The 11,319-nt window shown below is 69.3% G+C and carries 11 protein-coding genes and 1 pseudogene; 3 read left to right on the top strand and 9 right to left on the bottom strand.

Features of this window, described 5'->3' with window-relative positions; all coding sequences use genetic code 11:
- Nucleotides 1-667: LLM class flavin-dependent oxidoreductase (locus GZ67_RS0103305; protein WP_029273760.1), on the bottom strand; the 667-nt coding region annotated here is incomplete at its 3' end.
- 106 nt (nucleotides 668-773) lie between these two features.
- On the opposite strand from GZ67_RS0103305, the gene GZ67_RS0103300 reads away from it, so the two are divergent.
- Together GZ67_RS0103300 and GZ67_RS0103295 are read left to right on the top strand one after the other, a co-directional pair.
- Complete coding sequence (locus GZ67_RS0103300; RefSeq protein ID WP_029262658.1) at nucleotides 774-1,760, top strand: Gfo/Idh/MocA family protein; 987 nt, start codon at nucleotides 774-776, stop codon at nucleotides 1,758-1,760.
- A 2-nt stretch (nucleotides 1,761-1,762) separates the two neighbouring features.
- A complete protein-coding gene (locus GZ67_RS0103295) occupies nucleotides 1,763-2,746 on the top strand; it encodes an NYN domain-containing protein (RefSeq protein ID WP_029262659.1) in 984 nt (327 codons plus the stop codon).
- 6 nt (nucleotides 2,747-2,752) lie between these two features.
- On the opposite strand, the gene GZ67_RS0103290 is transcribed toward GZ67_RS0103295, so the two are convergent.
- The 8 genes from GZ67_RS0103290 to GZ67_RS0103255 form a co-directional block, all read right to left on the bottom strand.
- Nucleotides 2,753-3,046: a Dabb family protein gene (locus GZ67_RS0103290; RefSeq protein ID WP_029262660.1), complete on the bottom strand. Its 294-nt coding sequence runs from the start codon at nucleotides 3,044-3,046 to the stop codon at nucleotides 2,753-2,755.
- 19 nt (nucleotides 3,047-3,065) lie between these two features.
- Entirely contained in the window at nucleotides 3,066-4,073 is a 1,008-nt protein-coding gene (locus tag GZ67_RS0103285; RefSeq protein WP_029262661.1) for a sugar phosphate isomerase/epimerase family protein, read from the bottom strand.
- Nucleotides 4,070-4,933: a sugar phosphate isomerase/epimerase family protein gene (locus GZ67_RS0103280; RefSeq protein ID WP_029262662.1), complete on the bottom strand. Its 864-nt coding sequence runs from the start codon at nucleotides 4,931-4,933 to the stop codon at nucleotides 4,070-4,072. Before GZ67_RS0103280 ends, GZ67_RS0103285 begins: the two co-directional genes overlap by 4 nt.
- Nucleotides 4,934-5,011: 78 nt before the next feature.
- Entirely contained in the window at nucleotides 5,012-6,220 is a 1,209-nt protein-coding gene (locus GZ67_RS0103275) for a substrate-binding domain-containing protein (protein ID WP_029262663.1), read from the bottom strand.
- A gap of 2 nt (nucleotides 6,221-6,222) precedes the next feature.
- Entirely contained in the window at nucleotides 6,223-7,278 is a 1,056-nt protein-coding gene (locus GZ67_RS0103270; RefSeq protein WP_029262664.1) for an ABC transporter permease, read from the bottom strand.
- Nucleotides 7,275-8,381, bottom strand: a complete 1,107-nt coding sequence (locus GZ67_RS0103265; RefSeq protein ID WP_081859863.1) for an ABC transporter permease — start codon at nucleotides 8,379-8,381, stop codon at nucleotides 7,275-7,277. The genes GZ67_RS0103270 and GZ67_RS0103265 overlap by 4 nt, the downstream gene beginning before the upstream one ends.
- Nucleotides 8,378-9,916 carry a sugar ABC transporter ATP-binding protein gene (locus GZ67_RS0103260; RefSeq protein ID WP_029262666.1) on the bottom strand — a complete coding sequence of 513 codons (1,539 nt, stop codon included), beginning with the start codon at nucleotides 9,914-9,916 and terminating at the stop codon, nucleotides 8,378-8,380. Before GZ67_RS0103260 ends, GZ67_RS0103265 begins: the two co-directional genes overlap by 4 nt.
- Nucleotides 9,913-11,022, bottom strand: coding sequence for a Gfo/Idh/MocA family protein (locus GZ67_RS0103255; protein ID WP_029262667.1), 1,110 nt, complete (start codon nucleotides 11,020-11,022; stop codon nucleotides 9,913-9,915). Before GZ67_RS0103255 ends, GZ67_RS0103260 begins: the two co-directional genes overlap by 4 nt.
- Nucleotides 11,023-11,135: 113 nt before the next feature.
- Between GZ67_RS0103255 and GZ67_RS19565 the strand changes: the two are divergent.
- A pseudogene (locus tag GZ67_RS19565) lies at nucleotides 11,136-11,319 on the top strand (sugar kinase); the annotation flags it as partial.

The following is an 11,319-nucleotide window of genomic DNA, read 5'->3' as shown; positions in this document are numbered from 1 at the left end:
GCGGCGACGTGCCGGCGTGCACGATCGGGATCTGCCCCTGCGGCGGCCGGGCGACGTTGAGCGGACCGGTGACCCGCACCTGCGAGCCCTGCAGGTCGGCGGCGCGGAGCCCCTCGGGGTCGATGAGCACGCCGCGCGCGGCATCCGCGATCCAGGCGTCTTCGTCCCACGAGCCCCACAGGCGTCGGAGCGCCTCGACGAACTCCTCGGCGCGGTCGTAGCGCGTGTCGTTGTCGGCGTGCGCGTCGCGGCCGTGGTTGCCCGCTGCACGCGGCTCGGCGCCCGTGACGAGGTTCACGCCCGCACGTCCGCCGGTGAGCACGTCGAGCGAGGCCAGCGAGCGCGCCGTCGTGTACGGGTCGGCGTAGGTGGTGTTGACCGTGGCGATCAGGCCGATGCGCGAGGTGACCCCGGCGAGGAACAGCACCGCGCTCACCGGGTCGATGCGCGCCAGCAGATACGGGTCGCGGAACTCCAGGTCGGGGCCCGTCGCGAGCCAGTCGCCGAAGAAGAGGTAGTCGAGCCCGGCCTCCTCCCCCTCGCGTGCGATGTGCCGGAGGATGGCGGCGTCCGCGGCCGGATCGCGGTGCGCGCCGGGCTGCCGCCAACCCGAGGGGTAGGCCCCCAGGGTGCGCACCATGGCGCCGATGATGAGGGGTTCGGTCATGCTCGTCACGGTAGGAGCGGGCGCGCACCCGCGACCAGGCGGCCGTCGCCGGACGTCTCGGGGTGTAACAGTCCGACATGTGCACCCCACCCCGTACGCTGAGACCATGACTGGTCTTCGTTGGGGAATCCTCGCTACCGGCGGCATCGCCGGCGCGTTCGCATCCGATCTGCGCACGGCGGGGCTCGACCTCGTGGCGGTGGGTTCACGTTCCCAGGAGTCGGCGGATGCATTCGCCGCGCGCTTCGACATCGCCCATGCGCACCCCTCCTATGAGGCGCTGGTGTCGGACCCCGACGTCGACATCATCTACGTCTCCACTCCGCATCCGATGCATCACGAGAACGCCCGGCTCGCGCTCGAGCACGGCAAGCACGTGCTCGCCGAGAAGGCGTTCACGCTGAACCGCGCCGAGGCCGAAGACCTGCAGGCGCTCGCCGCCGAGAAGGGGCTCCTCGTGATGGAGGCGATGTGGACGCGGTATCTGCCGCACATGATCCGCATCCGCGAGCTCATCGCCGATGGCACCCTCGGCGAGATCCGTGCGGTCAGCGCCGATCACACGCAGCTGCTGCCCACCGACCCCACCCACCGGCTCAACGCCCTGGAGCTCGGCGGCGGCGCACTGCTCGACCTGGGCATCTACCCGATCTCCTTCGTCTGGGACATGCTGGGCGCTCCGACCGACATCCGCGCCGTCGGCCGCCTGATCGAGACCGGTGCCGACTCCGAGGTCGCCACCGTCATGACGCACGAGGGCGGCGCGATCTCGACCACGCTCTCCTCCTCGCGGGCATCCGGGCCGAACGCGGCCAGCATCATCGGCACCAAGGCGCGGATCGACATCGACCGGGTCTGGTACACCCCCACCACGTTCCGGGTCACCCTCCCGGACGGCACGGTACAGGAGGAGTACGTGTCCGCGGTCGATGGCCGCGGCATGCAGTTCCAGGCCCTCGCCGCCGAGCGTCTGGTGCGCGACGGCATCCTCGAGGGCGACATCCTTCCGATCGCCGAGAGCGTCGCCATCATGGGCACGCTCGATGAGATCAGGGCGCAGATCGGCGTCCGCTACCCCCGTGAGGAGGCCTGATCATGGCCGAGACCACCGATGCCCGCGTCGCCGTCTACCTCGACTTCGACAACATCGTCATCTCCTGGTACGACCGGGTGCACGGGCGCAACGCCTACGGCAAAGACAGGCAGCGGATCACCGAGAACCCCAACGACCCCGACGTCGTCGAGCGCCTCAGCCGCGCCATGATCGAGGTCGGTGCCATCATCGACTACGCCGCGTCCTTCGGCACCCTGGTGCTGACGCGCGCCTACGCCGACTGGTCCTCCCCCGTGAACGCCGTGTACCGCTCGCAGCTCGTGGCCCGTGCCGTCGACCTCGTGCAGCTGTTCCCCGCCGCGGCCTACGCCAAGAACGGCGCCGACATCCGCCTCGCCGTGGATGCCGTCGAAGACATGTTCCGCCTGCCCGACCTCACGCACGTCGTGATCGTGGCCGGCGACAGCGACTACGTGCCGCTGGCCCAGCGCTGCAAGCGTCTCGGACGTTACGTGATCGGCGTCGGCGTGTCCGGCTCGACGGCCAAGTCGCTCGCAGCGGCCTGCGATGAGTTCGAGTCGTACGACTCGCTGCCCGGTGTCGTGCGTCCGGCCAAGGCCGCTCCCGTCGTCGCAGCGGCGAAGGCCGAGGCCGTCGCGGAGCCCGCGCCGGAGACGGTGGCGGATGCGGCCGACGCGGCGGATGCGCCGAAGGCCAAGGCCCCGCGCCGCGCGAGGTCGAAGGCGGCCGCGCCCAAGGTCGAGGAGCCCAAGCTCGACGAGCAGGGCGAAGCGACGCAACTGCTCGAGCGCGCCCTGCGTCTCGGCCACGACAAGGCCGATGCCGACGAGTGGCTGCACAGCTCCGCCGTGAAGACGCACATGCGCCGCATGGACCCCTCGTTCAGCGAGAAGGCCCTCGGCTACCGCTCGTTCTCCGACTTCCTCAAGTCCCGCGACGACATCGCCGAGCTCGAAGAGACCGGCCACGAGCGCCTCGTGCGCCTGCGCGAGCTCACGGCCTGATCGAACTCACTCCACGAAGTCGTACTCCCGGAACTCTGCGACCTCGGGCACCCACCGCTCCGCGACGAACGCCCGGTGCGCGGGATGGGCGTCGTAGGCGTCGTAAACGCTCTGATCGACGAACACCATCGAGAACTGATGCGTGAGATCGCTCTTCGCGCTGACCTGGCGACGGATCGTGAAGTCCCCGACGCCGGGAATCGACGTGAGCACGGCGTGGCCGGTCGCCAGGAACTCCTGCTCCTCGGCGGAACCGACCGGATGGATCAGGCGGAAGACGACGGTGTGCTGGATCGGCATGAGGCTCCTGTCGGGGTGGTCACTGATTGCTGAACGCGGCGTCGAACGAGGCTTCGGGCTTCGGCCACAGCAGCGAGCGCACGTACGCCAGGGCCTCGGGGGCACCGTGCAGGCGGTCCATCCCGGCATCCTCCCACTCGATCGAAATGGGGCCGGAGTAGCCGATCGCATCCAGCGCGCGGAACGAGTCCTCCCACGGAACATCCCCGTGCCCCGTCGAGACGAAGTCCCATCCCCGCCGAGGGTCGCCCCACGGGAGGTGCGAGCCGAGCACCCCGGCCCGGCCGTTGTGCGGCCGCATCCGGGTGTCCTTGCAGTCCACGTGGTAGATCCGGTCCGCGAAGTCCACGATGAAACCGACCGGGTCGATGTTCTGCCACATCATGTGCGACGGGTCCCAGTTGAAACCGAACGCCTCCCGGTGGTCGATCGCCTCCAGCGCGCGCACCGACGACCAGTAGTCGTACGCGATCTCCCCCGGATGCACCTCGTGCGCGAACCGCACGCCCTCCGCATCGAACACGTCGAGGATCGGGTTCCACCGGGCCGCGAAGTCCTCGAACCCGCCCTCGATGACGGATGCCGGAACCGGCGGGAACATCGCCAGATACGGCCAGATCGAGGAGCCGGTGAAGCCGACCACGGTATCGATGTCGAGCTTGCGCGCGACGCGGGCAGCCCGCTTCATGTCCTCGGCCGCCCGCTGCCGCACGCCCTCCGCCTCACCGTCGCCCCAGACGTACTCGCGCAGGATCGCCTGGTGTCGGAAGTCGATCGGCGCATCGCACACGGCTTGACCGGCGAGATGATTCGAGATCGCGAAGATCTTCAGGCCGTGCCGGTCGAGGATCTCCCGGCGCGAGGCCACGTAGGCGTCGTCTTCGTCGGCGCGTCGCAGGTCGAGGTGGTCACCGGACGCGGCGACCTCGAGCCCGTCATACCCCCACTCCGCAGCGAGGCGGGCGACCTCCTCGAACGGCAGGTCCGCCCATTGACCGGTGAAGAGGGTGACCGGATGCGTGCTCATGGATACTCCTTCGTATCGAAAGCCCTGAGGGCAGCGATGCTGCGTGCGGCGAGTTCGTCCTGGCTCGGGGCGAGGGGTCGCCACACCGAAGCCGCGACCGCGATGGTGGCGTTCTCTCCTGTGAAGCTCTCCAGCCCCAGCGGGCCGCGATAGCCGGCGTCGTCGAGGGCCGCGAGGATCCCCGGCCAGTCGGTGTGGTCGTCGCCGACGGCCCCACGGTCGCTGCCGCACACCTGCACGTGGGCGATCGCGGCGCCGGCGGCCCGGATCGCCTCGACGGGCTTCTTCTCCTCGATGTTGAGGTGATACGTGTCGAGTGCGAGTCCGAGTCCCGCACCCAGCAGCGGGCCGAGCGCATCGAGGCTCTGCTCGACCGTGTTGAGCAGGCTCGTCTCGTAGCGGTTCAGCGGCTCGATCGCGAGGGTGATGCCCGCCTCTGCGGCCTCGGCGACGAGGGGCGCGAGGTTCTCCCGCAGCTCCCCCACGACCGCCGCCCGCTCGTCGGCATCCATCCGCCAGGTCACGCCGGTCGGCGCGTAGAAGGGGCCGGCCACGACTCCGGCCCCGAGCGTCTGCGCCGCCGCGATGCACGCCCGCAGGTACGTCTGCGTCGCGGCGACATCGCCGGCACGGGCGACCAGCGAGCGTCCGGGGCCCATCGCCCCGACCACGATCGCGCCGAGCCCGAGCGAATCGAGCAGGTCGCGGGTGCGCACGGGATCCCAGTCGCCGATGCTCTCGAGCGGCAGCTCCAACGCGTCGTAACCGAGGTCCCGAGCCTTGCGGGCGAGCGGCTCGAGCGTCGCGTCGGTCAGCGGAGACGTCCACACCCAGGTGTTGACGGCGATCGTGCGGGGCATCGTTGTCCTTGTGATCGTGAAGCGCTCCCACCCTCCCACCCCGCGGGTGCGGAGCGGAAGGGCGGGAGCGGATTTCGGTTACGGGATCTGACGCTGCTGCCACACCGTCGGGTAGCCGGGGAGGTTCTCCCCGCCGAACTTGGCGTAGTGGCCGTCGGGCATGCCCTCATTGGCCTTCAGGTAGTCGTCGAGCTCGGGCTCCGTGATCGGCTTCTGCGGGAGGACCCATTCCTTCGGAACCTCTTCGCCGGCGAAGATCATCTGCGCCGCGAGCAGCGGAGTGCGCCACTGGAAGTTGGAGTACACCGGCGCGAGGCCCGTGAGACCCGTGTCCTTCCACTTGCGCAGGAAGCTCATCTCGTCCTCACCGGTCATGACCGGGTAGTCCGCTCCGGCGTCCTCGAACGCCTCGATGGCCGCAACCGCGCCGTCACCGGCATCCATCCAGATGCCGTGCACGTCGCCCTTGGCGAGCTCGTCGCTGATGATGCTCTTGATCTCGGCGGGGTCGGCACCCGTGAAGTGATCCACGGCCTCGATGCCGGCCTCGTCGAAGAGCTTCTCGGCGGCGGCCCAGCGGTGCTCGAGCACGTCGACACCCGGGAGGATGCGCAGTGCCACGACCTTGTCGCCCTCTTCGAGGTTGTCGATGAGGAACTCGGCGGTGTCGATGCCCCAGGCGAAGCCGCCGATCGGGTGGATGAACGTGACCGGGCAGTCGGTGTTCACGCCGCGGTCGAACACGACGACCGGCTTGCCCGTCTCGCAGGCCCGCTCGACGGCCGGAGTCATGGCCGCCGTGCTGTTCGGCGAGATGAGGAAGACGTCGCATTCGCCCTCGGCGATGAAGTAGTCGATGTCCGCGATCTGCGTGTCATCGGAGTCCTGCGCGTCGCGGGTCTCCATCTCGCTGATGGCGCCCGCATCCTGCAGCGACTTCAGCTGCTCGTTCATCGTGATCCAGCCGGTCTGGCGCCACGGGTTGGAGATCGACGCGTTGGCGAAGCAGGCCTTCTTGGCCCCTTCGCTCGCGAACTCCGCCGTGTCGACCATCTCGGCGTTGATGTGCTGCAGGTAGGGCTCGTCTTCCGGCCCCTGAGGGGTGACACCGCGCTCCTCGTCCTGCTTGTCGAAGAGCTCCTGGTCGAACCACTCTGTCGTCTCTGCCGTCTCCTCGGGGTTCTCCGACTCCGCCGGCGCCACGGACGGGTCGGTCGTACACCCGGCGAGCGCGATGAGGCCGAAGAGAGCCACCCCTGCGGTGGCGATCTTCATCGATCGTCGCATTGCTAATCTCCTCTGGTTTCTGTGTTGATGGTGCTGGTGGAACTGGTGGTTTCAGGGATTCTGGGTTCTTCGGGAGGGATGTCCGAGGGCAGCGGGCCGCGCTTGCGCCGCGCCCGGAAGGCGACGGCGGAGTAGGCGACCGCGGCGATGATGATGACGCCCTGCACGGCATCGCGCAGTGTCGAGGGGATGCCCGCGATGTTCAGCAGCATGAACAGGGCTTCGAGGGCGAAGGCACCGGCGACCGCGCCGACGATCCACCCTCGGCCACCGCCCAGCACGACGCCTCCGAGCACCACGGCGGTGATCGCCGTGAACTCGTATCCGCGGCCGACCGAGGGGTGCACGCCGGCGTATCCGACGAGGAGCACGGCCGACAGCGAGGCGGAGAGCGACGAGATGACGAACGCGCGCGTCGTCACCCAGGCGCGGCGGGCCCCGGCGTAGTCGACCGCACCGGCGTTGTCGCCGACCGCGATCAGCGTCTTGCCCAGCGGGCGCTTGGTGATCCAGATGCCGAGTCCCAGCCACACGATCAGCAGCAGCACCGCCCAGGGGATGAACTCGAGGAACGGCACGTCGCGGATGCCGCCGCGACCGATCTCGCGGAAGCTGTCGGCCGGGTTCCCGGTGGCCGCTCCCCCGGTCCACCACATCACTCCGCCCAGCAGGGCGAGCATCATGCCGAGCGTGACGATGAACGACGGCACTTTCAGCAGTGTCGTGATCACCCCGTTCACGAGGCCGACGGCCACCGCGAAGACGATCATGAGCAGCAGGACCGGCACCGTGCGGGCGTCGTCCTGACCGACCAGGTTGCCGGCGATGATCACCTGCGCCGTGATGAGCGAGCCCTGCGAGAGGTCGAACTCCCCCGCGATGATCACGAAGTACTGCCCGATCGCGACGATCGCGATCGGCGCCACCCGCTGGATGAAGCGCATGAACTGACCGGGCTCGGCGAAGCTCGGGTTGAGGATCGTGACGGCCACCAACAGCAGCACGAGCAGCAGGAACACGGCCCCACGGGGGCTCACGAGAGTGCGCAGCGCGTTCATGAGCGTCCTCCTTCCGTGGCGGTGCCGATATCGGATGCGGTGACAGTGGTGACGTCGGCGAGCTGCGACGCGGCGGCGGCCATCTCGGGTGCCGCTGCCTTCGCGGCATCGTCCCCACCGGTGCGGGTGCCTCCGGCGCCGAAGCGCGGGCGACGGCGGATGATCGACCGGCGGCTGTACACGGCCACCGCGGCGACGATGACGACGCCGCGGACGACGTCCTTGAGGAACGGGTTGACCTGCATGACGCTCATGACGTTGTCGACGACCGCGAGGATCGCCACGCCGCCGATCGTGCCCCAGACGGAGCCGCGGCCACCGAGCAGCAGCGTTCCGCCGAGCACGACCGCCGCGATCGACAGCAGCGCATAGCCGCCCTGCTGCCCGACGGTCGGGCTGCCGACGCCGAGGCGGCTGGCGAGCAGCAGACCCGCGAGACCCGCGAACACCGAGCAGAGCACGTGCGCCCAGATGAGCGGCATCCGGGTACGCACGCCGGAGAGCCGGGCGATCTCGGGGTCGCCGCCGACGGCGTAGAGGTGGGCGCCGGTGCGGGTGCGGTTGAGGAGCACCCAGATCACGACGGCCAGCACGATCATGATGAGCGTGGAGACCGGGATGGGGCCGACGCCGGTGGCGCCGATGAGCTGGAACGCCCAGGGCACCTTCCCCGCGGATCCCTCGAAGTTCGTGTTGAGGATGCCCTGCAGGATGAGTCCGACGCCGAGTGTGGCGATGAAGCCGTTGACCTTGAGCACCGTGACGATGAGTCCGTTCACGAGACCCACGCCGGCGCACACGAGCAGCGTGACGATCACGGCCACCGGGATGTTCGCCGCGTTGTCGTTCATCATCGTGGCCGCCAGCAGACTCGACAGGCTGATCACGTAGGTGACAGAGAGGTCGAGAGAGGCGCCGAGCACCACGAGCGTCTGCCCGATCGCGACGAGGCCGAGCACGCTCATGCCGGTCAGGATGTCGCGGATGTTGCCGGCACTGAGGAAGTTGCGCCCCACGGTGCCGACCAGGATCGCGCCGATGACGAGCACCAGGAGCAGGATGCCGAGCACGATGACCGTGGAATCGATCTTCAGACGCTTCATCGCGCACCTCCGTCCGTCGCGGTGCCGGGATCGAGGGTGCCGGGATGGGCGGCGCCGGTCGCGGCCCCGAGGATCTCGTGCTCGGCGGAGCCCGCCGGCAGTTCGGCGACGAGTTCTCCGTCGTGCATGACCAGGATCCGGTCGCTCATGCCGATCACCTCCGGCAGTTCGCTCGACACCATCAGCACGGCCTTCCCTTGCGCTGCGAGCTCGCGCATCAGCTCATAGACGGCGTACTTCGCACCGACGTCGATGCCGCGGGTGGGCTCGTCGAAGAGCACGATCTGCGGCTGGGTGAGCAGCCACTTGGCCAGCACCACCTTCTGCTGGTTGCCGCCGGAGAGGAAGCGCACCTCCTGATCCAGGCCCCGCGAGCTGACCTCGAGCGAGCTCAGGATGCCGGGCACCTCGCGACGGGAGGCGGCGGTGCGACCGGCGAAGACACTGCGGACGACCAGCAGAGCGTTGTCGAGGACCGACTGCCCGAGGGCGAGGCCCTGCGCCTTGCGGTCCTCGGAGACGAGGGCGAGGCCGGCGCGGACGGCGGCGCGGGCGGTCCCGATCCGCACGGGCGCCCCGTCGATGCGCATCGATCCGCGGGTGAAGGCCTGGATGCCGAACACCCCTTCCACCAGCTCGGTGCGTCCGGAACCCTGCAGCCCGGCGATGCCGACGATCTCCCCGGCGCGGAGTGTGAGGGAGACCCCGTCGACGTAGGCGTTGCCGCAGCCGTCGAGTTCGAGCCGCGCCTTCCCGACCGTCGTGCCCTCGACCGCATCCGGGAAGTACGACTGGATGGAGCGGCCGACCATGCGCCGCACGAGCTCATCCGTGGTCAGGGCGGCGGTGTCGTCGGTCGAGACGAGCGCGCCGTCCTTGAGGATCGTGATGCGGTCGCACAGGTCGAAGATCTCCTTCAACCGGTGCGAGACGTAGATCACGGCGACGCCGCGGGAGGTGAGCCGGCGGATGATCGCGTAGAGCAGCTCGACCTCGCGGTCGCTGAGGGCGGCGGTCGGCTCGTCCATCGAGATGACCCGAGCATCGAAGGAGAGCGCCTTGACGATCTCGACGATCTGCTGCTCGGCGACCGTCAGCGAACCGACGCGTGCGGTCGGCTCGATGAAGGAGACCCCGAGATCGGTCAGCAGATCGGCGGTCCGCGAGTTCATGGCGCGCTGGTCGACGAATCCCCGCCGACGCGGCTCGCGGCCGAGGTAGACGTTCTGCGCCACCGTGCGCTCCGGCAGCAGGGTGAACTCCTGGAAGACCGTGACGATGCCGGCATCCATCGCCTGCCGAGGGTGCGCGTGGTGCACCTCTTCGCCGCGATACGAGATCGTGCCCTCATCGGCCGGCTGCACGCCGGCGATGATCTTCATCAGCGTGGACTTGCCCGCGCCGTTCTCGCCGACGAGGCCGTGCACCTCGCCGGGCCGCACGTCGAAGTCGATGCTTTTGAGCACCTCGACGCCGAAGAACGACTTGCGGATGCCGGCCACCCGCAGCACGGGTTCGGTCGTGGTCGCGATCATGCCGTCACCTCCACCCATCGTCCGCCGTCTGCCGCCGAGGCGAGCACGGCCTCCGTGAGCACGGCCGAGCGGTATCCGTCGGCGAAAGTCGGGAGCCCATCGGGTTCCGCACCGGCGATCGCCGCATAGACGTCGGCGATGAAGCTGTTGAAGGCGTCCTGGTACCCCATCGGGTGTCCCGCCGGAACCCGCTGCAGCCGCGCGGAATCCGGGTCGGCGGTGGCGGGGTCGCGCAGCAGCAGCCGGGATTCCTCGCGCATGCCGATCCACAGCTCCTCCGGGCGCTCCTGCTCGAAGCGGAGGCTCTGTCGCGAGCCGTGCAGCTCGAGGGTGAGGGCGTTCTTGCGGCCGGCGGCCATCTGCGAGATGAGCAGCGTGCCGAGGGCGCCCGACTCGGTCTCGACCAGCACCGCGACGATGTCCTCGGTGTCGACCGACTGCCCCGAGCGCTCCGCGAAGACCCGACGGGTGCGGGCGCTCAGCGCGTGGATGCGCTCGCCGATCACGAACTCGATCAGGTCGCACAGGTGGGATCCGATGTCGGCGAAGGCGCGGGATGCACCGCCGGACTCGGAGCGCACCCGCCAGTCGTCGTCGCTCGACAACAGCATCCAGTCCTGCAGATAGGAGCAGTCGAGGGTGAGCAGCTCGCCGGCCTCGCCGCGGGCGATCCGCGCTCTGGCCTCGCGCACCATCGGGTGGTAGCGGTAGATGAACGGCACGGCCGCCACCAGCCCACGGGCCTCGGCGGTCTCGGCGAGAACCCTCGCGTCCGGGGCCGTCGTCGCGAGCGGCTTCTCGCACACGACGTGCTTGCCGGCGTTCAGAGCCTGGAGCGCGAGTTCGGCGTGCGTGGCGTTCGGCGTGCAGATGTGCACGACGTCGATGTCCCCCGCTTCCAGCAGACCGGCCGCGTCGCTCTCGGCTCGACCGGCGCCGAGCGCCAGTGCGGCATCGCGACTTCCTTCGCGGGAGCGGGTGGCGACGGCGCGCAGTTCGCCGCCGGCGTCGCGGGCCGCGGTGCGATGCACGCGGGCCATGAATCCTCCGCCGAGGATGCCGGCTCGGATCGTTCCGAGACCGGTGTCAGTGACATCCGTTGTCATGCGGCGATTCTGACACAGACCTGCAGACTTTTGCTAGATCTTCGTCAAAAGTTATCTGACGGAAATCGGAAGTCGATCGGCAAGACGCCGAAGTGCTGTGGTTTACTGACGCAATGGTTGACGTTCTCAGGCCGACTCCGGCGATCGCATCGGGGATCGGAGAGATCTTCCAGATCCTCCGCGACGGCCACGCCAGGACGAAGGCGGAACTCGCCGTCCTCACCGGCCTCGCCCGGTCGACCGTCGCCCTGCGGGTCGACGCGCTCCTCGCCGCCGACCTCGTCCGCCCCGCCGGGG

It is taken from the genome of Microbacterium sp. Cr-K20 (genome assembly GCF_000708325.1).
In the GTDB taxonomy this organism is placed as follows: Bacteria; Actinomycetota; Actinomycetes; order Actinomycetales; family Microbacteriaceae; genus Microbacterium.
The sequence above is the reverse complement of the archived record's forward strand: the minus strand, read 5'-3'. Positions and strand labels throughout refer to the sequence as shown.